This is a genomic window from Azospirillum sp. UENF 211521, from assembly GCF_058780535.1.
In genome coordinates, this window is the sequence record NZ_JBSNCF010000001.1 from 3,273,577 (window position 1) to 3,296,656 (window position 23,080).

Genomic DNA, 23,080 nt, shown 5'->3' on the forward strand with positions numbered 1-23,080 from the left:
GAAGCGGCGTCGAGCGCAACCCTCCCCCTTCATTGCCTTCCCCCGCATTGATGGTTTGCGCCGGGAGAGCACCCGACTAGGATGCGGCCCTCCTTCCCACCACGCGCGATCCGGCGGAGCGACCATGACCGAACCCTGCCCCACCCCCCTGGTGACCCTGGCGGAGCGTCTGGCCGACGCCTCCGGCCCGGTCATCCGGCAGTATTTCCGCACGCCGGTGGCGGTGGACGACAAGGCCGACGCCTCCCCCGTCACCATCGCCGACCGCGAGGCGGAGCGGACCATCCGCGCCATCATCGAGGCCGAGCGCCCCGACGACGGCATCTATGGCGAGGAGTTCGGGACGAAGAACCTGGACGCCGAATGGGTCTGGGTGATCGACCCCATCGACGGCACCAAGTCCTTCATCACCGGCCGTCCGATCTTCGGCACGCTGATCGCCCTGCTGCACCACGGGCGCCCGGTGCTCGGCGTCATCGACCAGCCCATCGTCCGGGACCGCTGGCTGGGCGTCGAGGGGCGCCCCACCCTGTTCAACGGCCAGCCGGCCCGCGTGCGCGCCTGCGCCGGGGGGCTGGCCGCGGCGACGCTGGGCACCACCTCGCCCGACCTGTTCCCCGGCGCGGACCAGGACGCCTTCCGCCGGGTGGCGGGGACGGCCAAGGTGTCGGTCTATGGCGGCGACTGCTACAGCTACGGCCTGCTGGCGGCGGGCTATTACGACCTCGTCGTCGAATCGGGGCTGAAGCTCTACGACTTCGCGGCGCTGGTGCCGGTGGTGACCGGGGCCGGCGGGCTGATGACCGATTGGGATGGACGCCCGCTCGACGCCACCTCCAGCGGGCGCGTGGTCGCCGCGGGCGACGCCCGCACCCACCGCGAGACGCTGGCCGCCCTGGCCGGCTGAGACAGCCGGCTGAGACAGGAGAACCACACCCATGGCCACCATCGCCACGCCCGCCCGCTCCGTCTTCGAGACCTCGCCGGAGAAGCTGCGCCCCTTCCTGCACTCGCTGGCCGGCCGGGTGTCGGGCGGGGCGAACTGGATGGTCCGCAAGAAGACGGTCTGCGACCTGCTGCTGGGGCTGGACGCCTTCTTCGCCCTACCGGCGGAGGAGCGCCGCGCCCTGATGGGCGCCGGAGACGACGCCGCCTCCCACGGCAGCCAGGACGGCACCGGGCCGGAGGACTTCCGCAACGTCCTGCCGCTCTATGTCGGGGCGATCCTGGAGGGGCTGAAGGAAGAGGCCGTGACGCAACCGGAGCAGGCGGCGATCTACATGCTGTCCATCCACCCGGAGCACCAGATGGCCGCCGAGGAATGGATGCTCGCCGACCCGCGCAACGGCAAGGCGGTGCGCCGGATGATGCGGTCCGACCGCCGCTACCGTCAGCTCATGGAGCGCATGGCCGACCACTGGAAGAAGACCCGCGCCGGTCAGGGCAGCAGCGAGACGGCCAGCAGCCCCAGGTAAATGCCGATGAACAGGCCGAGGACGATGCCGTAATCCTCGTCGGTCATCGGGTTGGAATCGGGGTCGAACTGCCGCATGATATACTCCCTGTGCGTCAACGGATGTTCAGAATAACCGTTGACGCACGCGAAGTTCCCGCGACAAGGCCGTGACTTCCGCCGGGAAGGAAGGAATGTCCCCATAAAAAACGGACCGCGCCGGAGGGGCACGGTCCGCTGAGTCGGGAGGGACCCGAAGGGAAAGGGTCAGCAAAGGCTCAGGTAGACGGCCGGGCCTCGCCGGTGATGGCCGGTTTCGGCGGCATCTCCTCGGCCAGCGCGCGGTAGGCCAGCCCGCCGAGCAGACCGCCGACCAGCGGCGCCACCCAGAATGCCCAGAGCTGTTGCAGCGCCCAGCCGCCGACGACCAGCGCCGGTCCGGTGCTGCGCGCCGGGTTCACCGACGTGTTGGTGACGGGGATGCTGATGAGGTGGATCAGCGTCAGCGCCAGACCGATGGCCAGCGGCGCGAAGCCCGCGGGCGCCCGCCGGTCGGTGGAGCCCAGGATGACGATCAGGAACATGAAGGTCAGCACCACCTCGATCAGCAGGCCGGAGGTGAGGTTGTACGCGCCCGGCGAATGCTCCCCGTACCCGTTGGCGGCCAGCCCCTTGGCGGCCAGCGACCAGTCGGCCTTGCCGGTGGCGATGACGTACAGCACCACCGCCGCCAGAAAGGCGCCGACCACCTGGGCGATGACGTAGGGCAGGATGTCCTTGGCCGGGAAGCGCCCGCCGGCCCACAGCCCCACCGTGACCGCCGGGTTCAAGTGGCAGCCGGAGATGTGGCCGACCGAATAGGCCATGGTCAGCACGGTCAGGCCGAAGGCCAGGGAGACGCCGGTCAGCCCGATCCCGACCTCCGGGAAGGCGGCGGACAGCACGGCGCTGCCGCAACCGCCGAAGACCAGCCAGAAGGTGCCGAGAAACTCCGCGCTCGTGCGCCGGAACATCGACATGTCACCACCTCGTCGGGCTTGCCACATTTCCGCCTTGTTTGCGCCCCCGAACGGGCCGGCGCCAGCGGTCGGGCGTAAGATACCGTTGCGTACGCGGACTTGACGCGCCGCAAGGCGCGTACATGCTAGGGCTGATCCGCCTTATCATCTCAGGCCCAACCACATCAGGACCGACGATGCGCCGAGTTCTCGCTGCCGCCCGGACGACCGCTTTCTTGGCTCTCCTTGCGCTGTCAGCGCCAATCCAGGCGAACGGGGCTCAGGCGCAAACCGTCACCGTCCCCGCCTTGAAGCAGTTCGGCGAGCCGGAGTTCAAGCCGGGCTTCACCCATTTCCCGCACGCCAACCCGGAGGCCCCCAAGGGCGGACAGATTACCCTGGCCGCGCAGGGCAGCTTCGACAGCCTGAACCCGATCATCCTGCGCGGCGTCACCCCGCGCACGCTGGGGCTGATCGCCGACTCGCTGATGGTCGGCTCCGGCTGGGAGATGGACGCGGCCTACGGGGCGCTGGCGGAAAGCGTGGAATTGCCCGACGACAGGAGCTGGGCCGTCTTCCACCTGCGCAAGGACGCGCGCTGGCACGACGGCGTGCCGGTGACCGCCGGCGACGTGGTCTTCGCCTGGGATTCCATCCAGGCGCACGGCAACCCCTTCCTGAAATCCTTCCTCGACCGCGTCGCCGCGGTGGAGGCGGTGGACGAGCACCAGCTGAAGATCACCCTGAAGACCACCGGGGAGATGAAGCCGATCATCGACTTCGCCACCAGCATCGCCCCCCAGCCCGAGCATTGGTGGACCGCCAACGGGCGCGACATCTCCAAGACGACGCTGGAGCCGGTGCTGGGCAGCGGCCCCTACCGCATCCGGACCGTCGATCCCGGCCGCTCGATCACCTACGAGCGGGTGACCGACTGGTGGGGCCGCGACCTGCCGACGGCGCGCGGATTCTACAACTTCGACAGCGTGAAGGTCGATTACTACCGCGACGACGACGTGATGTTCGAAGCCTTCAAGGCCGGCGCCTATGACTTCCGCACCGAGCACCGGGCGCAGCGCTGGACCATCGGCTACGACTTCCCCGCCGCCAAGGACGGCCGGGTGAACCGCGTCGAGGTGAAGAGCGACCTGCCGCTGGGCGCCCAGGGCTTCCGCCTGAACACCCGCCGCGCCAAGTTCGCCGACCCGCGGGTGCGCGAAGCGCTGGGCTATCTGTTCGACTTCGAATGGATTCAGAAGAACATCCTGTACGGCCAGTATCTCCGCACCACCTCGAACTTCCCCAACTCCGATTTCGGCGCCAAGGGGCCGCCGACGCCGGAGGAGCTGGCCCTGCTGGAGCCCTTCCGCGCCCAGCTGCCGGAGCGTGTCTTCACCACCCCCTTCGAACTGCCCAAGACCGACGGCAGCGGCAACACCCGCAACAACCTGCGCGAGGCCATGCGCCTGTTCCGCGAGGCCGGGTGGGAGCTGAAGAACGGCCGGATGACCAGCGCGAAGACCGGCGAGGTGCTGAGCATCGAGTTCCTCGACGGCACCGGCGCGCTGACCCGCGTGATCCAACCCTATGTGGAGGCGCTGCGCAAAGCGGGCATCGACGCGGTGCTGCGGGTGGTCGACACCGCCCAGTTCCAGGCGCGCACCGACGAGTTCGACTTCGACGTGGTGGTGGCGAACTTCAACTTCTTCACCCCGCCGGGAACCGAGCTGCGCAGCTATTTCGGCTCCGCCGCCGCGGACGTCCGGGGATCGGCCAACTACGCCGGCATCAAGGAGCCGGCCGCCGACGCGATGATCGAAAAGGCGCTGGCGGCGAAGGACCTGGCGTCGGTCCAGGCGGCGACCCGCGCGCTCGACCGCGTGCTGCTGTGGGGCTTCTACATGGTGCCGCACTGGTACAACCCGGACAACTGGATCGCCTATCGGACGACTCTCGGCTTCCCGGAGAAGACGCCGAAATACGATCTGGGCTTCCGCAACAGCGGCTTCCCCGAGGCGTGGTGGGTGAAGCCGTGATCGCCCGCTTAGCCCCTTAAAGCCGAGGCTCCGCCTTGATTGTGCCACAAGGGAGACCCTACCTTACCGGAAACAATAAGGACCGAGAGGGGCATGAGGAAGACCGGTAAAGCGATCCTGGCCGCGGTCATGTGCCTGTATCTGGCCGAACCTTTCGCCACGGCCCGCGCGCAGGCCAACCCGCGCGAAACCGCGGGGCATGCCGTCACGGCCCATGGGACGCCCAAATACGGGCCGGACTTCCAGCATTTCGACTACGTCAACCCCGACGCCCCCAAGGGCGGCGAGATCAAGCTGGCGACCTACGGCAGCTTCGACAGCCTGAACCCCTTCATCCTGCGCGGGTCGACCGCCGCCGGGGCCAGCCTGCCCTTCGACACGCTGACGGTGGAGAGCGGGGACGAGGTGCTGACCCGCTACGGGCTGCTGGCAGAGACGATCACCGTCGCCGAGGACCGGAGCTGGGTGCGCTTCACGCTGCGCCCGCAGGCGCGCTTCCACGACGGCGCCCCGGTGACCGCCGACGACGTGGTGTGGAGCTTCGAGACGCTGCGCGACAAGGGCCACCCGCTCTACCGCACCTACTACGCCGACGTGGTGAAGGCGGAGAAGACCGGCGAGCGCGCGGTCACCTTCACCTTCCGCGACGGCGGCAACCCCGAGCTGCCGGTCATCATGGGCCAGCTGCCGGTGCTGCCCAAGCACGTCTTTCAGGAGCGCGACTTCGCCAGCACCACGCTGGACCCCATCGTCGGCAGCGGCCCCTACCGGATCGTCGAGGTGCAGCCCGGCCGCTCGCTCGTCTTCGAGCGGGTGCAGGATTGGTGGGCCAAGGACCTGCCGGTCAGCCGCGGGCGCTACAACTTCGACCGCATCCGCTTCGACTATTACCGCGACCTCGACGTGGTGTTCGAAGCCTTCAAGGCCGGGGCCATCGATTTCCGGGTGGAGCATTCGTCGAAGAACTGGGTTACCGGCTACGACGTGCCCGCGGTCCGCGACGGCCACATCGTCCGCGAGGAGATCAGGCACCAGGACCCACAGGGCATGCAGGCCTTCGTCTTCAACAGCCGCCGCCCGGTCTTCGCCGACCGCAAGGTGCGCGAGGCGCTGAATTATCTGTTCGATTACGAATGGACGCGGACGAACCTGTCCTACGGGCTGTTCCAGCGCACCAAGAGCTTCTTCTCCAACTCCGAACTGGCCTCCACCGGCCTGCCCTCGCCGGAGGAGTTGAAACTGCTGGAGCCGTTCCGCGGCAAGGTGCCGGAGGAGGTCTTTACCAAGCCCTTCGAGCCGCCGCAGACCGACGGGTCCGGCAACATCCGCCCGAACCTGCGCACCGCGCTCGCCCTGCTGAAAGAGGCCGGGTGGGAGCTGAAGGGCAACAAGCTGCTGAACGCCAAGACCGGCGAGCCGATGCGCTTCGAGATCCTGCTGGTGCAGCCGGACATGGACCGCATCGTCCAACCCTTCGTCCGCAACCTGGAGCGCGCCGGGATCGAGGCGGCCATCCGCGTGGTGGACACCGCCCAGTACCAGAACCGGATCGACCGCTACGACTTCGACATGGTCATCCAGCGCATCCTACAATCGACCTCGCCCGGCAACGAGCAGCGCGACTACTGGCAGGCGGCCCGCGCCGACCAGCCGGGCAGCCGCAATCTGGCCGGCATCAAGGACCCGGTGGTCGACGCGCTGATCGACCGGGTGATCCAGGCCCCCGACCGCGAGAGCCTGATCACCGCGACCCGCGCGCTCGACCGCGTGCTGCTGTGGGGCTGGTACGTCATCCCGCAATGGCACGACGACGTGCGGCGCGTCGCCTATTGGAACCGTTTCTCCCATCCGGCGGTTGCGCCCAAATACGGCTTGGCCTTCACCGACACCTGGTGGGTCGATCCCGACAAGAACGCGAAGCTCGCCAACACGGCCCGCCGCGCGGCGCCCTGAGACGGCAAACAGAAAGGCGAACCCGCGCGATGCTGGCCTACATCATCCGCCGTCTGCTGCTGATCATCCCGACGCTGTTCGGGATCATGGTCATCAATTTCCTGATCGTGCAGATCGCCCCCGGCGGTCCCATCGAGCAGATGATCGCCCGCGTCCAGGGCACCGCCGTCGAGGCGACCGCCCGCATCGGCGGCACCGGCGGCGGCGAGACCGGCGGCCCCGGCGCTCAGCAGCAGGCCCAGGGCGGCGACACCGGCAGCCGCTACCGCGGCGCCCAGGGGCTCGACCCGGAGTTCATCAAGCAGCTTGAGAAGGAATTCGGCTTCGACAAGCCGCTGCACGAGCGCTTCATCCACATGATGTCGAACTACCTGATGTTCGACTTCGGCAAGAGCTACTTCCGCGACCGCAGCGTCGTCGATCTGGTGATCGAGAAGATGCCGGTGTCGATCTCGCTGGGCATCTGGACGACGCTGATCGTCTATCTGGTGTCGATCCCGCTGGGCATCGCCAAGGCGGTGCGCGACGGCCAGCCCTTCGACGTCTGGACCTCCGGCGTGGTCATCGTCGGCTACGCCATCCCCAGCTTCCTGTTCGCCGTGCTGCTGATCGTCGTCTTCGCCGGCGGGCGCTATTTCGACCTGTTCCCGCTGCGCGGGCTGGTGTCGGACAACTGGGCGAGCCTGCCCTGGTGGCAACAGATCCTGGACTATGCGTGGCACATGGTGCTGCCGGTGCTGTCGATGGTGATCGGCGGCTTCGCCGGGCTGACCATGCTGACCAAGAACTCCTTCCTGGAGGAGATCAACAAGCAGTATGTCGTGACCGCCCGCGCCAAGGGGCTGGCGGAGCGGCGGGTGCTCTACGGCCACATCTTCCGCAACGCCATGCTGATCGTCATCGCCGGTTTCCCCGGCGCCTTCATCGGCATCCTGTTCACCGGGGCCCTGCTGATCGAGGTGATCTTCTCGCTGGACGGGCTGGGGCTGCTGGGCTTCGAGGCGGCGATCAACCGCGACTATCCGGTGATGTTCGGCACGCTGTACTTCTTCACGCTGCTGGGGCTCATCATGAACCTCGTCGGCGACGTGACCTACGTCGCCGTCGATCCCCGCATCGACTTCGAAGCGCGGAGGGTGTGATGAACATGCATCCGTTTCTGGCGCTTGCCCCCTCTCCCCTCTGGGGAGAGGGGAGGGTGAGGGGGTTGCGCGTGGCGGTGCGTCCGGCAAAAGCGCAACCCCCTCACCCCGACCCTCTCCCCAGAGGGGAGAGGGCAAATGCCCGTCGGGAGGGCCGTGCATGAGCGGCGACCGTTTCCTCGGCCTGCGCGTCACGCCGCTCACCCGGCGGCGGCTGGCGAATTTCCGGGCGAACCGGCGGGGCTTCTGGTCCTTCTGGATCTTCCTGGTGCTGTTCACCCTGTCGCTGGGCGCGGAGTTCATCGCCAACGACCGCCCGCTGGTCATCAAGTACGACAACGCGCTCTATTGGCCCGTCTTCACGGCCTATCCGGAGACCACCTTCGGCGGCGAGTTCGAGACGGAGACCGATTACCGCGACCCCTATGTGCGCCAGCTGATCGAGGAAAAGGGCTGGATCGTCTGGCCGCCGATCCCCTACGGCTACCGCACCATCAACTACAATCTGCCGGTCCCCGCCCCGGCCCCGCCGTCCGCCGACAACTGGCTGGGCACCGACGACCAGGGGCGCGACGTCGTGGCGCGGCTGATTTACGGCTTCCGCATCTCGGTGCTGTTCGGGCTGGTGCTGACCGCCTTTTCCTCGGTCGTCGGCATCATGGCGGGGGCGGTCCAGGGTTACTTCGGCGGCATCACCGACCTGCTGTTCCAGCGCTTCATCGAGATCTGGCAGGGCCTGCCCACGCTGTTCCTGCTCATCATCCTGTCCAGCGTGGTGACGCCGAACTTCTGGTGGCTGCTCGGCCTGCTGCTTCTGTTCTCCTGGACCTCGCTGGTCCATGTGGTGCGGGCGGAGTTCCTGCGGGCGCGCAACTTCGACTATGTGCGGGCGGCCCGCGCGCTGGGCGCCACCGACGCGACGATCATGGTGCGCCACGTGCTGCCCAACGCCATGGTGGCGACGCTGACCTTCCTGCCCTTCATCCTCAACGGCTCCATCACCACCCTGACGGCGCTCGACTTCCTGGGCTTCGGCCTGCCCCCCGGCTCCCCCTCGCTGGGCGAGCTGCTGGCCCAGGGCAAGGCCAACCTCCAGGCGCCCTGGCTGGGCCTGACCGCCTTCTTCGTGCTGGCGATCATGCTGAGCCTGCTGATCTTCATCGGCGAGGCGGTGCGCGACGCCTTCGACCCGCGCAAGACCATCGGCCAGCTTTCCACCGCCACCGGAACCGCCAACGAGGCGGGCGCGGTGGCGCAGAAGGCCGCGGAATGATGCACCCCACGACCACCAGCCCAAGAAGGCGGAACCGCCCATGACCGACATGACGACCAATGGGACCGACGATCTCCTCCAGGTCCGCAACCTCCATGTCGAGTTCCGCTCGGGCGGCGGGGCGATGCACGCGGTGAAGGGCGTGTCCTTCGACATCGCCAAGGGGGAGACCCTGGCGCTGGTCGGCGAGTCCGGGTCGGGCAAGTCGGTCACCGCCCTGTCGATCCTGCAACTGCTGCCCTACCCCATGGCCCGCCACCCGCATGGCTCCATCCGCTTCCGCGGGACCGAGCTGGTGGGGGCGGAGGAGAAGGTGCTGCGCGAGGTGCGCGGCGACCGCATCGCCATGATCTTCCAGGAGCCGATGACCTCGCTGAACCCGCTGCACAGCATCGAGCGGCAGATCAACGAGACGCTGTTCCTGCACAAGGGCCTGTCGCGTGCCGCCGCGCGCAAGCGCACGCTGGAGCTGCTGCGGCTGGTCGGGCTGCCCAACCCGGAAAAGCGGCTGAACGCCTACCCGCACGAGCTGTCGGGCGGCCAGCGCCAGCGCGTGATGATCGCCATGGCGCTCGCCAACGAGCCCGACCTGCTGATCGCCGACGAGCCGACCACCGCGCTGGACGTGACCATCCAGGCGCAGATCCTGGAGCTGCTGAAGGACCTCCAGCGCCGCTTCGGCATGGCGCTTCTGCTCATCACCCATGACCTGGGCGTGGTGCGCAAGATGGCCGACCGGGTCTGCGTGATGAACCAGGGCGAGATCGTCGAGCAGGCCGACGTCGCCGACATCTTCGCCCGCCCGCAGCACCCCTACACGCGCAAGCTCCTGGCCGCCGAGCCGAAGGGCGACCCGCTGACCCCGCCCGCCGACGCGCCGGAGGTCATGGCCGCCGACAACCTCAAGGTCTGGTTCCCCATCAAGAAGGGCCTGCTGCGCCGCACCGTCGATCACGTCCGCGCCGTGGACGGCGTGTCGGTCAACGTGCGGCAGGGACACACCGTCGGGGTGGTCGGCGAGTCCGGTTCCGGCAAGACGACGCTGGGGCTGGCCCTGCTGCGCCTGCACGCCAGCGAGGGGGCGATCCGCTTCGACGGCAAGGACATCCAGGGCTGGCAGGCGAAGAAGCTGCGCGGGCTGCGCCGGGAGATGCAGGTGGTCTTCCAGGACCCCTACGGCAGCCTGTCGCCCCGCCTGTCTGTCGGCCAGATCATCGGCGAGGGGCTGACGATCCACGGCATCGGCTCCGGCGCCGAGCGCGACGCCATGGTGGCCAAGGCGCTGGAGGAGGTGGGGCTCGACCCGTCCAGCCGCCACCGCTACCCGCACGAGTTCTCCGGCGGCCAGCGCCAGCGCATCGCCATCGCCCGCGCCCTGGTGCTGAAGCCGAAATTCGTGGTGCTGGACGAGCCGACCAGCGCGCTCGACATGTCGGTGCAGGCGCAGATCGTCGATCTGCTGCGCGACATCCAGGCGCGCAACAACCTCGCCTACCTGTTCATCAGTCACGACCTGCGGGTGGTGCGGGCGCTCAGCAGCCACGTCATCGTCATGAAGGACGGCAAGGTGGTGGAGCAGGGGCCCACCCGCCGCATCTTCGAGGAGCCGCGGGAGGACTACACCCGCGCCCTGCTCGCCGCCGCCCTCAACCTGGAAGCCGTCAAGTCCGACGCCGTGCGGATGTAGCGCAATCGCATTCAATGTCCCCTCTCCCCTCCGGGGAGAGGGTTAGGGTGAGGGGGTTGCGCTTGTGCCGGACGTACCGCCATGCCCATCCCCCTCACCGGCCCTGCGGGCCACCCTCTCCCCAGAGGGGAGAGGGCTATGAGGGTCAAGTGCGATTGCCTTGGCCGCGAGGACTCTTCTCCTTGGTGCCGGGCGGCGTCTTCGGGGACTCCCGCCCCGGCACCGTCACCTCGCGCCATTGGCCGGGCGCCAGACCGTCCAGCGTCCAGTCGCCGATGGACCAGCGGATCAGCCGCAGGGTCGGGAAGCCGACCGCGGCGGTCATGCGGCGCACCTGACGGTTCCGCCCCTCCTTCAGGGTCAGGGCGATCCAGCTTGTCGGGATGGCGGCGCGGAAGCGCACCGGCGGGTCGCGTGGCCACAGGCCGTCCGGCTCCGCCATCCGGCGGGCCTCGGCGGGCAGGGTCGGGCCGTCGTTGAGCGTCACCCCGTCGCGCAGGCGCTGCAACGCCTCCTCGGTCGGGACGCCTTCCACCTGCACCCAGTAGGTCTTCGGCAGCTTGTGCTTGGGCGAGGCGATGCGGGCGATCAGCCCGCCGTCGTCGCTCAGCGCCAGCAGCCCCTCGCTGTCGCGGTCCAGCCGCCCGGCGGCGTAGACCCCCTTCACCGGCACATGGTCGGCCAGCGTCGGACGCCCCTGCTCATCGGTAAACTGGGGCAGCACGCCATAGGGCTTGTTCAGCAGGATCAGACGGGGCACGGTTGGCTCGAACGGGTTTGAGACGAACAACGACAACAGTACAGGGGTTTGCACCGTGACGCTGCTTTTCTGCTCCACCACCGACCGCTCCGACCGCTGGCTGGGCGAGCTGGATGCCCGCCTGCCCGGGCTGGAGGTGCGGGTGTGGCCCGAGATGGGGGACCCGGCGGACATCGAGATGGCGCTGGTGTGGAAGCCGCCGCACGGGCTGCTCGCCACGCTGCCCAACCTGAAGCTGATCGTGTCGCTGGGCGCCGGGGTAGAATCGCTGCTGCTCGATCCGACCCTGCCCGAGGTACCGCTGGTCCGCATGGTGTCGGAGGGGCTGACGGTGGACATGGCCGGTTATGTGGCGCTGCAGGTGCTGCGCTGGCACCGGCTCCTCGACGAGTACAAGGCGCTCCAGCAGGCCGGGCGGTGGGAGCCGCTGGACCCCTGCCCGGCGTCGGAGGTAAAGGTCGGCATCCTGGGCATGGGCGAGCTGGGCATGGCCTCGGCGAAGACTCTGCTGAGCATGGACTACCGCGTGCTGGGCTGGAGCCGGACGCCGAAGACGCTGCCGGGGGTGGAGAGCTTCTCCAGACCCGACGGGCTGGCGGCGATGCTCGGGCAGTGCAACATGCTGGTCTGCCTGCTGCCGCTGACGGCGGAGACGCGCGGCCTGCTGAACCGCAAGCTGTTCGCCGCCCTGCCCAAGGGGGCGGTGGTCGTCAACGCCGCGCGCGGCGGCCATCTGGTGGAGGAGGATCTGCTGGCGGCGCTGGAGTGCGGGCACATCGCCGGGGCCAGCCTGGACGTGTTCGCGGAAGAGCCGCTGCCCGCCGGCCATCCCTTCTGGACCCACCCGAAGGTCCATGTGACGCCGCATGTCGCTGCCGTCACCCACCCGTCGCGCTCCGCCGCGGTGGTGGCCGAGGCGATCACCGCCTTCCGGGAGGGCCGTCCGCTGCCGAACCTCGTGGACCGCAGCCAGGGCTATTGAAAGCGATCGCCGCTCAGGCGGGCACCGCCACCGGGGTGGAGGCGCCCAGCTGCGCCTCCAGCCGCGCCTTGGCGGAGGCGGCCACCTCCTCCTCGGCGCGGATGACCGCCATGTCCTCCGGCGCCACGGCGCCGGCCGCGACGACCAGCTCGGCGAAGTCGGACAGGAAGACGCTGCCCTTCACGGTACGCTGGACGAGCACGCTGCGCTTGTCCTCGACGTCGCGCTTGCGCTTGATGAAGCCGAGCAGCGACAGCCGGTCGAGCGCGCGGGTCACCGCGGGCTTGGAGATGTTCAGCGCCGCCGCCAGACCGCGCACGGTGTGCGGCGGATCGGTCAGATAGACCTGGAGCATGATGGCCATCTGCCGCGCCGACAGGTCCGGCCCGTCCTGCCGGACGCTGGCGATCAGAGCCGTCCGCCACAGGCCGAGCGCTTTCAGGTTCCGTGCCATGTTTTTCCCCCGCGAGCCGCGTCCCTTGTCCCGAAGGCCCCCGCATTCGGAACGCGCGACGAAGGAGTGTCCCCCAACCCGGCCCGGACAGGCAAGCGTTTCGCAGCCGGATCGATCGGTCAGGGTGTCGCGGGTGGGCGAGCGCGTCCTCCGCCCGGAAGCGCCATGCCCTGTTACAGAAGCCGCCAATCGGAATGTGGCGTTGCGGACAGGGGCAGGGCCGACTGAACGGTCGTTCCCTGCATCGTCCACAGCGACATGCCGCCCGTCGAAGTGGATCGCCACAAAATGTCCGTTTGTCCGTCACCATTGAAGTCGCCGAGCTTGGCGACTTGCCAATCGACGGAACCCGGGTCGCCGATCGTCCGGACCGCCGACACCCGCGTGCCGTCCATTTCCCACAACGACATCGCTCCGGTGGCCGCCGACCGCCAAAGGATGTCGATGGCGCCGTCCCCCGTAAAATCAGCCGTTCCCGCAATGATCCAGTCCGTCGATCCAGGATCTCCGACGGCGTTGACCGCAACCACCTCCGTTCCATTCATCGTCCACAGCGACATGATGCCCGTCGAAGCGGAGCGCCAGAGAATGTCGGGCCGACCGTCGCCGCTGAAGTCCGCGGTTGCCGCAACCTGCCAGTCCGTGGAGCCAGGGTCACCCACCGGATGCACCGCGGACACAGTGTCACCGTTCATGGTCCACAAGGACATGCTCCCGCTGGACGCGGAGCGCCAGAGGATGTCGGCCTTACCGTCGCCGGTAAAATCCTTGACCGCGGCCACACGCCAATCGGTCGATCCCGGATCGCCGATCGGGGTGACGGCGGCCACGCCTCCGGTTCCATCCATCGTCCACAGCGACATGATGCCCGTGGACTCCGAGCGCCAGAGTATATCGGTCCTGCCATCGCCGCTGAGATCCTGGAACCCCACCGGCTGCCAATCCGCCGATCCGGTGTCGCCGATCACCTTCTGGGTCGCCTGGGATCCATTCATCAGCCAGAGCGTCAGGGCCCCATGCGCGTCCTGCCACAGGAGATCGGTACGCCCGTCCCCGTCGAAATCCGATTCGACCGATGAATCCACGAGTTTTCGAGGAGAAACAGGGGTTTGCGTGCCGATCTGGATGTATTCGACACCCCGGATGATGTCGACACCCTCGACGCTCGTCAGTTCGAAGCCATAGCCAAGGTAGCGGATGGTGACGAAGGACGCCGATGGCAGGATCAGCGTGTCGAAGCCGTTGCCGCCGTAGATGACGTCGTTTCCGCTGCCTCCCACGATCACATCGTCACCCGCGCCGCCGTCCAGCAGATCATCCCCCTCCCCTCCGGAGAGGTAATCGTTGCCGAAGCCACCGAACAGCGTGTCGGGGCCGTCTTCCTGATAGATTTGGCTGCCGTCACCGCCGCCACCGACAAGCTGGTCGTTTCCCGCACCACCGTCCAGCCAATCGCGGCCGCCGCCACCGACAAGAAAGTCGTTCCCGCTCAACCCGATCAGAGTGTCGTCGCCGCTGAAGCCATGGATGTCGTCGTCACCGGACATTCCGGTCAGCCGGTCACCGTAGTCCGATCCGCCAAGCCGTTCGATGCTGACCAGCACATCGCCGACAGCGTCGCCGCCGAGTTGCGGCCCGGCCAGGGAAAGGTCGACCTCGACGCCTGTTGCCGAGAAAATGTAATCGACCCAGTCGATGCCATTTCCTCCATCGAGGGAATCGGCGCTCGGCCCACCGCTCAGATGATCCGCCCCCTCCCCTCCCAGGAGCGTATCGTCACCGGCATTTCCGTACAGAACATCGTCCCCGGCCCTACCGCTCAGATAGTCCGCTCCATCGTTGCCGGCGATGATCTCATTGCCATCGGCACCGGACAGTATGTCGCCGTGGTTCGATCCGGCGAGCGCTTCGATGCTGATCAAGTGATCACCGAAAGCCTCGCTGAGACCGAGTTGCAGCCCGTTTAGAGAAAGATCGACCACGACGCCCGCTGATGCGAGGGAATAGTCGGCCCAATCAAATCCATTTCCTCCGTCAAGGAGGTCCGGACCCGGTCCACCGCACAAACGGTCCGACCCCTCCCCTCCGAGGAGCGTATCGATTCCATCGCCTCCGTATAAATTATCGCTTCCATCTCCCCCGACCAGATAATCAAAACCATCTTCCCCAAGCAGAACATCATTGCCATCATAACCATAAATAAAGTCATCATGACTTGAAATCGTATCATCTTTACTGGTGCCAACCAGATAATCATTTCCGTTAGCTCCCATGAACAACGTCATTTGCATTCTCCGGTTGACGAGAATCGATATCAATCAATCATTGAGAAAGAAACGTCCCTGCGCACCAAGTCCACAACGACCTTTGGCGCGGCTGAAATACTGTTCGTCAACCTCAGGGGGAGTCAAGGCCGCGCTATTCGCGGTTCACTTCGCAGTCATCTGCGCGTCACACGCCTGAACACATGATGTGGAGTCATGACCGCGAGACGCGCAGCAGAGTCAACAATGACCCGGCCACTTGCGGAAACGAGAGCAGGCGTGGCAACGGTCGGGCGACACGAACGCCCCAGGCACGTCCGAAAACAGGATCACGACGGCCCGGAAAGCCTATGTTCCGGTGCCGCCATCGGCCTCAGTAAATCAACTCGTTCTCGCCGCTGCCTTCGGAGATGACGATTTCGCCGCGGGCCGCCAGGTCCTTGGCAAGCTGGACCATGTACATCTGGGACTCGTCCACCTCGCGGACGCGGACCGGCCCCATGGCGGCCATGTCCTCGCGCAGGATCTTCGCCGCGCGTTCGGACATGTTGGAGAAGAACAGGTCCTTCAGCGTCTCCGACGCGCCCTTCAGAGCGGTGGCGAGCTTCTGCTTGTCGACGCTGCGCAGCAGGGCCTGGACGCCGGAGGGGTCGAGCTTGGACAGGTCCTCGAAGGTGAACATCAGCGACTTGATGCGCTCGGCGCTGTCGCGGTTGCGTTCCTCCAGGGCGGCCATGAAGCGGTGCTCGGTCGTGCGGTCCAGGCCGTTGAAGATTTCCGCCAGCATCTCGTGGCTGTCGCGGCGGCTGGTGCGGGCGAGGTTGGTCATGAACTCGGTGCGCAGGGTGCGCTCCACGTCGTCCAGAACCTCCTTCTGCACGGCCTCCATGCGCAGCATGCGCATGATGACCTCCATGGCGAAGCTCTCCGGCAGCTGGGTCAGCACACGGCCGGCGTGTTCCGGGCGGATCTTCGACAGCACCACCGCGACGGTCTGCGGGTATTCGTTCTTCAGGTAGTTGGACAGGACCGACTCGTTGACGTTGGCCAGCTTGTCCCACATGGTGCGGCCGGCGGGACCGCGGATCTCCTCCATGATGGAGTCGACCTTGTCCTTGGGCAGAGTCTTCAGCAGCAGGCGTTCGGTGGAGTCGAAGGAGCCGACCAGCGAGCCGGTGGCCGACATCTGCTCGGCGAATTCGACGAACAGGCGCTCGATCAGGTTGGCGGAGACGGTGCCCAGGTTTGCCATCACCTGCGACAGCTCCTTGATCTCCTCGTCGTCCATCATCGCGAACAGCTTGGACGAATGCTCGTCGCCCAGCGCCAGCATCAGAATGGCCGCCTTTTCCGGACCGGTGAGGGTGCGATAATCCTCACGAACCTTCAGCGCCATGTATCCGCCTCCAAAAACCCGGCCGGCACCCGAGTCCACCGGTCCTACCCGAAGGTTTTAATCCTTTCCAAATCGGCACGCCACCCCCGCGACGCCCGCGGGGGTGACAATTTTAACCATATGCCGGTTGTTGCGCCGTCCTATCACCAGAGCCGGCTGGTCACCCGAACCGCTTGGCGATGACGGCATAGACCGCGCGCAGACCCAGCGCCTCGCCGCCTTCCGGGCGGCCGGGGCGGGCGCCGCTGTTCCAGGCGAAGGTGTCGAGATGCGCCCAGGGCGTGTCCTTCGACACGAACTCCTGGAGGAACAGCCCGGCGGTGATCGCCCCGGCCATGCCGTTGCTGGTCACGTTGTTGAGGTCGGCCACTTTGCTGTCCAGCCCCTTGCGGTAGGGCGCCCACAGCGGCAGGCGCCACAGCGGGTCGCTCTGCTCCTCGCCGGCGGCCAGCAGCTCGTTGGCGAGGGCGTCGTCGTTGGCGAACAGCGCCGGCAGGTCCGGCCCCAGGGCGACGCGGGCGGCCCCGGTCAGGGTGGCGAAGTCGATCAGCAGGGCGGGCTTCTCCGAATCCGCCTCGGCCAGCGCGTCGCACAGGATCAGCCGGCCCTCGGCGTCGGTGTTGCCGACCTCGACGCTCAGCCCCTTGCGCGTCTTCAGCACGTCCATCGGCTTGAAGGCGTTGCCGGAGATCACGTTCTCCACGGCCGGGATCAGGACGCGCAGCCGCACCGGCAGCCCCGCCATCATCACCATGCGGCCCAGCGCCAGGGCGTGCGCGGCGCCGCCCATGTCCTTCTTCATCAGCAGCATGCCCGACGACGGCTTGATGTCCAGGCCGCCGCTGTCGAAGCAGACGCCCTTGCCGACGATGGTCACCTTCGGGTGCGTCGGGTTGCCCCAGCGCAGGTCGATCAGCCGCGGCGCCCGCGGGCTGGCCCGGCCCACCGCGTGGATCGCCGGATAGTCGCGGTCGAGCAGCCCGTCGCCGACGATGACGTCCAGCCCGGCCTCGAACTCCGAGGCCAGCGCGGCGGCGGCGGCGGCCAGCTCCGCCGGGCCGAGGTCGTTGGCCGGCGTGTTGACGAGGTCGCGCAGCAGGGTGGTCGCGGTGGCGGTGCGCTGCACCTCGCCCTGGTCGGCGTGCTTCGGCCAGACGAGGTTGGCGAAGGTCTTCTCCGACGCCTTGTAGCGCCCGAAGCGGTAGCTGCCGAGCGCCCAGCCCAGAGCCAGACGGGTGGCGGCGCGGCGGTCGAGCGCGGCGTCCACCGCCGCGTCGAGTTGGTAGTTCCCCGGCGGCAGGCCGCTGGGAAGACCGGCGAGGCCCCACAGGTCATCCAGCGCCGACACGCCGGCCAGCACGCGGGCGACCGCCCCGCCCTCCCCCGGCAGGAACGCCCCCGGCAAAAAGGCAAGGGAACCGGCCTCCGCCGTGAAGTTCACGGCCTTCACCCAGGCCGCGGTGGCGGGCGGCTGACCTTCCAGCCAGGTGGCGAGGCCGGCCTTGTTCAGCGGGGTGATGGTCACGGTGCCGGGGCCGGCCGTGGCGAGCAGGGTGGCGAGCAAGGCGGGCGTCCTTCGTCAGGAAACGGAAACAATGAAGGAAAGCATGGCGCGCCGGGGCGCGCCTGAAAAGGGGGATTGCGTGCCGGCTTGCCGCAAGGTCGCGGGACAGGCATGCTCCGCCCCCCTCCCTTCGCGACCGAGGCGCACCCATGGACGATCTGACCCTGGTCATCGGCAACAAGGCCTTCTCCTCCTGGTCCCTGCGGCCCTGGCTGGCGCTGAAGCGGATCGGCCGGCCCTTCCGGGAGATCGTCATCCCGCTGCGCCAGCCCGACACCGCGGCCCGCATCGCCGAGCATTCACCCTCCGGCCGGGTGCCCTGCCTGCGGCACGGCGACCGGGTGATCTGGGATTCGCTGGCGATCTGCGAGTATCTGGCGGAGTCCTTCCCCGAGGCCGCCCTCTGGCCGGCGGACGCCCACGCCCGCGCGGTGGCGCGGTCGGTCTCGGCGGAGATGCATTCGGGCTTCGTCGGCCTGCGCACCCACATGTCCATGGACCTCAAGGCCTTCCGCCCCGGCGTGGGACGCAACGCCGAGAGCGAGGCCGACATCGCCCGCGTCCTCACCCTGTGGCGCGACACGCGCGCCCGCTTCGGGGCGGGCGGCCCGTTCCTGTTCGGCGACTTCTCCATCGCTGACGCCATGTACGCGCCGGTGGTGACGCGCCTCCTCACCTACGGGGTGGCGATGGACGGGCTGTGCGGCGACTATGCGCGGGCGGTGATGGAGCTGCCGGCCATGGTGGAGTGGGTGGTCGCCGCCAAGGCGGAGCCGTGGGACCTCTACGCCGACGAGCGCGACCCGCAATAGGAGCAGTAGGACCCGCAGCAGGACGACATCAGGGCGTCGCCCCGCCCGTCGGCTCGTTGGCGGCGTTGCCGATCAGCCCGACCTCGCGGTAGTAGCGCTCGGCCCCCGGATGCAGCGGGACCGAGACGTTGGCGACCGCCTTGGTGGCGTCGAAGCTGCGCCCTTTGGGGTGGCCCTCGATCAGCAGGCGGCGGGTGTTCTCGTGCCACAGCGCCTTGGTGACGCCGTGGATCAGGGCGGGGTCGCGGTCGGCGCGGACCAACAGCTCCGCCCCCACCCCCAGCGTGTGCGTCTCCGGCACGCCGGGGTAGGTGTCGGCGGGGATGGTCTGGTCCATGTAGAAGCGCTGGCGGATGCGCAGCCGGTCGGCCATCTCGCCATCGAGCGGGATCAGGCGGATCGGCTCGCGGTTCGCCACGTCGGTGACCGCCGCCACCGGGAAGCCGCCGACCATGAAGAAGGCGTCCAGCTCCTTCTTGGCCAGCCGGTCCGCCGCGGTGCCGGGCTTCAGGTAGGCCGGGGGCCGCAGTTCCCCCTCCTTCACCCCGAAGGCATCGAGGATCGCCCGCGCCTCCACCAGCACGCCGGAGCCCTCCTCGCCCAGCGAGACGGCCTTGCCCTTCAGGTCGGCCACGCCGTGCAGATCGCTGTCGGCGCGCACGACGAGCTGGATCGCCTCCGCGTAGAGCATGCCGATGGAGCGCAGCCCCTCGAAGGGCGCCTTGCCATGGAAGATGCCGGAACCGGTGTAGGCCCAATAGGCGATGTCGGCCTGGGACATCCCGGCCTCGACCGCGCCGGAGCGCAGCAGTTCGATGTTCTCCACCGAGCCGAGCGTGGCCTGCGCCACCGCGATCAGCCCCGGCACGCCGCAGCTTCCCCCGCGGTCGCAGGGGCGGGAGCCGGGCGGGTTGGAGATGGCGTTGGCGATCAGGCCGCCGATCGGGAAATAGGTGCCCGACGTGGTGCCCGTGCCGATCCGGAAATAGCGGATGTCCTGCGCCGCGACACCCCGCGGCAGCAGGCCCAGGAGGGAACCCCCCGCGAAACCGGCCAGCACATGGCGGCGGCTGGGAAGGCCCTGGGACGAAAGGCGGGCGTCGGAAAGGCGGGGGTTGGCTCCTGCGCGCGGCACCGGCGGGTCCACCTTTCCTGCTGGCCAGCCGTCCCGGCGGCGTGTGTTGGACACGCTCTTACAAGAATACCCGCAGCCGGGCTTTTTCAAGGCGTCGGAGGCTTAAAAGACGCCCGCCAGATCAAGAACTCCGGCGAGTGCTACCGCGCCGCCACACATTTGCACGACCCGGCCCGACGCCGCCTGCCCCAGCGCCGCCGACAGGCCCAGCCCGGCGCAGATGACCAGGAGCACGCCGGACGACAGCCCGGCCCAGAACAGCGGCCCGCCCATGTGCACGTAGCCGTGGAAGGCCCCCGCCGCGGCGACCGTCAGCACCCCTAGGGCCAGGGGAGCCTTCAGCGCGACGGCGACCAGCCCGCCCATCACGATCAGCGACGCCGACAGCCCTTCCGCGGCATAGGGGAGGCGGATGCCGATCTGCGCGGCCAGCCCGGCCGCCAGGACCGCGGTCAGCGTCGCCACCGGAAGCTGCCAGACGGCGGCGCCGCCGTTCTGCCCGCTCCACAGCCCGATGGCGAGGAAGCCGAGCAGATGCTGCAGCACCCACACGGGTTCGGTCAGGCCGGTGCCGAACGGCCCGGTCACCGTCATCCGCGCCAGCGCGGGCGCGGCCCCGACGCCAATCAGCAGAATCGCCAGAAGAACCGACCGGATCGCCACCATCCCCCACCCCTTTTCCCCAACGTCTTGCGCCGCACCGGGCCGGTATGGCCGCTGCGCGGGGTGGGGTCAAGTGACCAGGGCGGGAGCTTGTGGAGGCCGGACGTCAGTATCCCAGGGGACCAGGTCCGTACTGGCGGAGGTCCTGCTGCTTGCGGAGCAGGTCGCGCTGCTGCAGCGGGTCGAGCCGGCCCATGGCGTCGTCGGTGCGCAGCCGGTCGACCTCCGGGCTCATCAGGTCGCGCTTGGCGCGGTCGGTCAGCCCCTGGGTGGAGCCCGGCGCCGGCAGGGCGGGCGTGGCCGGCTGGTCGATGGGCGGCGGCGGCGGGGACGAACTGCCGCGGCGGCGCACCGGCGGCTGGTCGGGAGGCTGGCCGGGCGCCTGCGAGGCGTCGGAGAGCTTTTGCGGCGGGGCGGGCGCCGGCTGCGGTCGCGGTGGGGAGATCGGGCGGGCGTTCTCCTCCGCCTGGATCTGGCGCAACGTCTTCAACCCGCCGCTCTGCGCGGCCGCCGGCGGTGCCGCCTGGGCCCGTCCCGGCATCTCGTCGTGCACATCCGGAGCGCAAGCCCCCAGCGCGAAGGCGGTGAGCGCGACGGCGACGGGCAGAAAGGCGGCGGGGGGGCGGAGCGGTGTCATACCAACCATGTCGTGTCCTGCAAAGGCGTGACAAGGCCCACCACCCATCTGCCCCTTTTTGGCGAGGCCGCAAGGGGACTCCCACCCGCCGGATTTTGCCGCTAGAATGTTCTTGTTTTGTTCGGTCTGGGATTGTTGGCATCCGCAGCGGCGAAGGGAGGGTTGGGCATGACGGAACGGGCGGCGCGGCGCATCCTGTCCCTGTGGCTGCCGCGGCTGCCCACCGACGCCCACAGCCGCCGCCATCCCGAGCGGCGCGGCCATCCGCTGGCCGCCATCCTGGCCGAGCGCGGGCGGCTGGGCGTGGCCGCTGTCAACCGCGGGGCCGAGGAGGCCGGGGTGTGGCCCGGCATGAGTTTGGCCGACGCCCGCGCCATCGAACCCGCCCTGGCCGTCTTCGACGCCGATCCCGAGTCGGACGCCCGCCTGCTGGAGCGGATCGCCGGCTGGTGCACGCGCTACACCCCCTGGACCGCCCCGGACGGCCCCGACGGGGTGGCGTTGGACATCACCGGCTGCGCCCATCTGTTCGGCGGCGAGGCGGCCATGGCCGCCGACCTGACCGCCCGCCTGACCGCGGCGGGCTTCGAGTTGCGGCTGGCGGTGGCCGACACGCCCGCGGCGGCCTGGGCGCTGGCGCGGTTTGCTGCCCCCTCCCTAACCCTCCCCCGCTCTCGGCGGACCGAAGGTCCGCCTGCCGCGTCAGCGCAAACCTTTGGTTTGCGCGAGAGCTGCGCGAGAGAGGGAACCGCTGCCATCTTTGCAAATTGGCCCTCTCCCGCGCAGCGGGGGAGGGGGGGACCCGCGAAGCGGGAGGGAGGGGGCAACCGGGCCGACACCCTCCTCTCCCCCCTCCCCGTCGCGGCGCTGCGCTTGCCCGCCGCCACGGTGGAGGGGCTGGCCGCGGTGGGGCTGCGGCGGATCGGCGACCTGCACGCCCTCCCCCGCGCCACGCTGGCCGCCCGCTTCGGGCCGGAGCTGCTGCGGCGGCTCGACCAGGCCTACGGACGGCTGGACGAGCCGCTGTCCCCCCGCCTGCCGGTGCCGCCGCACTGCGCCCGCCTCGCCCTGCCCGAGCCGATCACCACCGCCGAGGCCATCGCCGAGGCGCTGCGCCGCCTGCTGGCCTTCCTCTGCGCCGGGCTGGAGAACACAGGCGAGGGCGCCCGCCGCCTGCGGTTGGAGCTGCACCGGGTGGACCGCCGGCTGGAGGACGCGCCTCAGACGCTGGCCATCGGCACCGGCCACCCGGTGCGCCGCCCGGACACGCTGATGCGGCTGTTCGCCCAGAAGCTCGACCGGGTGGAGCCCGGCCCCGGCCTGGAGCTGATGGTGCTGTCGGCCACCGAGGCCGGCCCGCTCGCCGCCGCGCAGGCCGCGCTGGATGGCGGTACAGATGGAGGCATGGGCGGGCAGCCGGAACTGGCCGAACTGCTGGACCGTCTGGGCAACCGGCTGGGGGAGCGGGCGGTGCTGCGGCTGGTCCCGCGGCAGAGCTGGCTGCCGGAGCGCAGCGTGGCCCCCGCCTCCGCCTTTGCCCCGGCCTTCGCGCCCCCCCCCGGCTGTGCCCTGTGGCCCGCCGACCGCCCCCGCCCGGTGCGGCTGCTCGCCCCGCCGGAGCCCATCGAGGCCATGGCCCTGGTTCCCGACGACCCGCCGGTTATGTTCCGCTGGCGCGGCGTCCAGCATCGCATCCGCCATGCCGACGGGCCGGAGCGGATCGAGGCCGAATGGTGGCGGCGCGACGGCGAGCCCCGCGACTATTACCGCGTCGAGGACGAGGCCGGCCGCCGCTTCTGGGTCTTCCGCCAGGGGCTGTACCGGCCCGGCGTGGCGGCGCTGTGGTTCCTGCACGGCTTCTTCGGATGATG

At 68.9% G+C, this 23,080-nt stretch carries 19 protein-coding genes; 10 read left to right on the top strand and 9 right to left on the bottom strand.

What is annotated here, in order from left to right:
* Positions 1-124 precede the first annotated feature (124 nt).
* Both hisN and ACWPN5_RS15395 read left to right on the top strand, forming a co-directional pair.
* The gene (gene hisN, locus ACWPN5_RS15390; RefSeq protein WP_145681394.1) at positions 125-907 is read left to right on the top strand and encodes a histidinol-phosphatase; all 783 of its coding nucleotides are present in this window, start codon (positions 125-127) and stop codon (positions 905-907) included.
* 31 nt (positions 908-938) lie between these two features.
* Complete coding sequence (locus tag ACWPN5_RS15395) at positions 939-1,475, top strand: hypothetical protein (RefSeq protein WP_038526172.1); 537 nt, start codon at positions 939-941, stop codon at positions 1,473-1,475.
* Positions 1,476-1,731: 256 nt separating this feature from the next.
* On the opposite strand, the gene aqpZ is transcribed toward ACWPN5_RS15395, so the two are convergent.
* Positions 1,732-2,472, bottom strand: a complete 741-nt coding sequence (gene aqpZ, locus ACWPN5_RS15400; RefSeq protein WP_114861845.1) for an aquaporin Z — start codon at positions 2,470-2,472, stop codon at positions 1,732-1,734.
* A 215-nt stretch (positions 2,473-2,687) separates the two neighbouring features.
* On the opposite strand from aqpZ, the gene ACWPN5_RS15405 reads away from it, so the two are divergent.
* The 5 genes from ACWPN5_RS15405 to ACWPN5_RS15425 all read left to right on the top strand — a co-directional run bounded on the left by ACWPN5_RS15405 (position 2,688) and on the right by ACWPN5_RS15425 (position 10,542).
* On the top strand, positions 2,688-4,487 hold the full coding sequence (locus tag ACWPN5_RS15405) for an extracellular solute-binding protein (RefSeq protein WP_492296150.1): 1,800 nt from the start codon (positions 2,688-2,690) through the stop codon (positions 4,485-4,487).
* Between the two features lie 93 nt (positions 4,488-4,580).
* Positions 4,581-6,440: an extracellular solute-binding protein gene (locus tag ACWPN5_RS15410; RefSeq protein WP_492296152.1), complete on the top strand. Its 1,860-nt coding sequence runs from the start codon at positions 4,581-4,583 to the stop codon at positions 6,438-6,440.
* A 29-nt stretch (positions 6,441-6,469) separates the two neighbouring features.
* Positions 6,470-7,582, top strand: a complete 1,113-nt coding sequence (locus tag ACWPN5_RS15415) for a microcin C ABC transporter permease YejB (protein WP_492296154.1) — start codon at positions 6,470-6,472, stop codon at positions 7,580-7,582.
* A gap of 160 nt (positions 7,583-7,742) precedes the next feature.
* Positions 7,743-8,855: an ABC transporter permease gene (locus ACWPN5_RS15420; protein WP_137139256.1), complete on the top strand. Its 1,113-nt coding sequence runs from the start codon at positions 7,743-7,745 to the stop codon at positions 8,853-8,855.
* A gap of 49 nt (positions 8,856-8,904) precedes the next feature.
* Complete coding sequence (locus tag ACWPN5_RS15425) at positions 8,905-10,542, top strand: ABC transporter ATP-binding protein (protein ID WP_492296395.1); 1,638 nt, start codon at positions 8,905-8,907, stop codon at positions 10,540-10,542.
* A gap of 145 nt (positions 10,543-10,687) precedes the next feature.
* On the opposite strand, the gene ACWPN5_RS15430 is transcribed toward ACWPN5_RS15425, so the two are convergent.
* Positions 10,688-11,302 carry a pseudouridine synthase gene (locus ACWPN5_RS15430; protein WP_492296156.1) on the bottom strand — a complete coding sequence of 205 codons (615 nt, stop codon included), beginning with the start codon at positions 11,300-11,302 and terminating at the stop codon, positions 10,688-10,690.
* A gap of 55 nt (positions 11,303-11,357) precedes the next feature.
* Here ACWPN5_RS15430 and ACWPN5_RS15435 point away from each other — a divergent pair, with 55 nt between their 5' ends.
* Complete coding sequence (locus tag ACWPN5_RS15435; RefSeq protein WP_492296158.1) at positions 11,358-12,284, top strand: 2-hydroxyacid dehydrogenase; 927 nt, start codon at positions 11,358-11,360, stop codon at positions 12,282-12,284.
* A 13-nt stretch (positions 12,285-12,297) separates the two neighbouring features.
* Here ACWPN5_RS15435 and ACWPN5_RS15440 read toward each other — a convergent pair whose 3' ends face one another.
* The 4 genes from ACWPN5_RS15440 to ACWPN5_RS15455 all read right to left on the bottom strand — a co-directional run bounded on the left by ACWPN5_RS15440 (position 12,298) and on the right by ACWPN5_RS15455 (position 17,962).
* Positions 12,298-12,738: a MarR family transcriptional regulator gene (locus ACWPN5_RS15440; protein WP_145674738.1), complete on the bottom strand. Its 441-nt coding sequence runs from the start codon at positions 12,736-12,738 to the stop codon at positions 12,298-12,300.
* Positions 12,739-12,911: 173 nt separating this feature from the next.
* Positions 12,912-15,023, bottom strand: a complete 2,112-nt coding sequence (locus ACWPN5_RS15445) for an FG-GAP-like repeat-containing protein (RefSeq protein ID WP_492296160.1) — start codon at positions 15,021-15,023, stop codon at positions 12,912-12,914.
* 352 nt (positions 15,024-15,375) lie between these two features.
* Positions 15,376-16,398, bottom strand: a complete 1,023-nt coding sequence (fliG, locus tag ACWPN5_RS15450; RefSeq protein ID WP_035670918.1) for a flagellar motor switch protein FliG — start codon at positions 16,396-16,398, stop codon at positions 15,376-15,378.
* Positions 16,399-16,558: 160 nt separating this feature from the next.
* Positions 16,559-17,962: a leucyl aminopeptidase family protein gene (locus ACWPN5_RS15455; RefSeq protein WP_145681387.1), complete on the bottom strand. Its 1,404-nt coding sequence runs from the start codon at positions 17,960-17,962 to the stop codon at positions 16,559-16,561.
* 149 nt (positions 17,963-18,111) lie between these two features.
* Between ACWPN5_RS15455 and ACWPN5_RS15460 the strand changes: the two genes are divergently transcribed.
* On the top strand, positions 18,112-18,774 hold the full coding sequence (locus tag ACWPN5_RS15460) for a glutathione S-transferase family protein (protein ID WP_145681386.1): 663 nt from the start codon (positions 18,112-18,114) through the stop codon (positions 18,772-18,774).
* Positions 18,775-18,802: 28 nt separating this feature from the next.
* On the opposite strand, the gene ACWPN5_RS15465 is transcribed toward ACWPN5_RS15460, so the two are convergent.
* From ACWPN5_RS15465 to ACWPN5_RS15475, 3 genes are all read right to left on the bottom strand, one after another.
* A complete protein-coding gene (locus ACWPN5_RS15465; protein ID WP_492296163.1) occupies positions 18,803-19,909 on the bottom strand; it encodes a TAXI family TRAP transporter solute-binding subunit in 1,107 nt (368 codons plus the stop codon).
* 102 nt (positions 19,910-20,011) lie between these two features.
* Positions 20,012-20,575, bottom strand: a complete 564-nt coding sequence (locus tag ACWPN5_RS15470) for a HupE/UreJ family protein (protein WP_145681384.1) — start codon at positions 20,573-20,575, stop codon at positions 20,012-20,014.
* 103 nt (positions 20,576-20,678) lie between these two features.
* Positions 20,679-21,209 carry a hypothetical protein gene (locus ACWPN5_RS15475; RefSeq protein WP_492296165.1) on the bottom strand — a complete coding sequence of 177 codons (531 nt, stop codon included), beginning with the start codon at positions 21,207-21,209 and terminating at the stop codon, positions 20,679-20,681.
* A gap of 168 nt (positions 21,210-21,377) precedes the next feature.
* Between ACWPN5_RS15475 and ACWPN5_RS15480 the strand changes: the two genes are divergently transcribed.
* Entirely contained in the window at positions 21,378-23,078 is a 1,701-nt protein-coding gene (locus ACWPN5_RS15480; RefSeq protein WP_492296167.1) for a Y-family DNA polymerase, read from the top strand.
* The last annotated feature ends 2 nt before the right edge of the window (positions 23,079-23,080 follow it).

Bases quoted from the DNA above. Each gene is read 5' to 3' on its own strand.
- hisN (WP_145681394.1), top strand. From the start codon at position 125: ATGACCGAACCCTGCCCCACCCCCCTGGTGACCCTGGCGGAGCGTCTG.
- ACWPN5_RS15475 (WP_492296165.1), bottom strand. From the start codon at position 21,209: ATGACACCGCTCCGCCCCCCCGCCGCCTTTCTGCCCGTCGCCGTCGCG.
- ACWPN5_RS15480 (WP_492296167.1), top strand. From the start codon at position 21,378: ATGACGGAACGGGCGGCGCGGCGCATCCTGTCCCTGTGGCTGCCGCGG.
- ACWPN5_RS15445 (WP_492296160.1), bottom strand. From the start codon at position 15,023: ATGACGTTGTTCATGGGAGCTAACGGAAATGATTATCTGGTTGGCACC.
- ACWPN5_RS15460 (WP_145681386.1), top strand. From the start codon at position 18,112: ATGGACGATCTGACCCTGGTCATCGGCAACAAGGCCTTCTCCTCCTGG.
- ACWPN5_RS15420 (WP_137139256.1), top strand. From the start codon at position 7,743: ATGAGCGGCGACCGTTTCCTCGGCCTGCGCGTCACGCCGCTCACCCGG.
- ACWPN5_RS15410 (WP_492296152.1), top strand. From the start codon at position 4,581: ATGAGGAAGACCGGTAAAGCGATCCTGGCCGCGGTCATGTGCCTGTAT.
- ACWPN5_RS15470 (WP_145681384.1), bottom strand. From the start codon at position 20,575: ATGGTGGCGATCCGGTCGGTTCTTCTGGCGATTCTGCTGATTGGCGTC.
- ACWPN5_RS15415 (WP_492296154.1), top strand. From the start codon at position 6,470: ATGCTGGCCTACATCATCCGCCGTCTGCTGCTGATCATCCCGACGCTG.
- ACWPN5_RS15395 (WP_038526172.1), top strand. From the start codon at position 939: ATGGCCACCATCGCCACGCCCGCCCGCTCCGTCTTCGAGACCTCGCCG.
- fliG (WP_035670918.1), bottom strand. From the start codon at position 16,398: ATGGCGCTGAAGGTTCGTGAGGATTATCGCACCCTCACCGGTCCGGAA.
- aqpZ (WP_114861845.1), bottom strand. From the start codon at position 2,472: ATGTCGATGTTCCGGCGCACGAGCGCGGAGTTTCTCGGCACCTTCTGG.
- ACWPN5_RS15440 (WP_145674738.1), bottom strand. From the start codon at position 12,738: ATGGCACGGAACCTGAAAGCGCTCGGCCTGTGGCGGACGGCTCTGATC.
- ACWPN5_RS15425 (WP_492296395.1), top strand. From the start codon at position 8,905: ATGACGACCAATGGGACCGACGATCTCCTCCAGGTCCGCAACCTCCAT.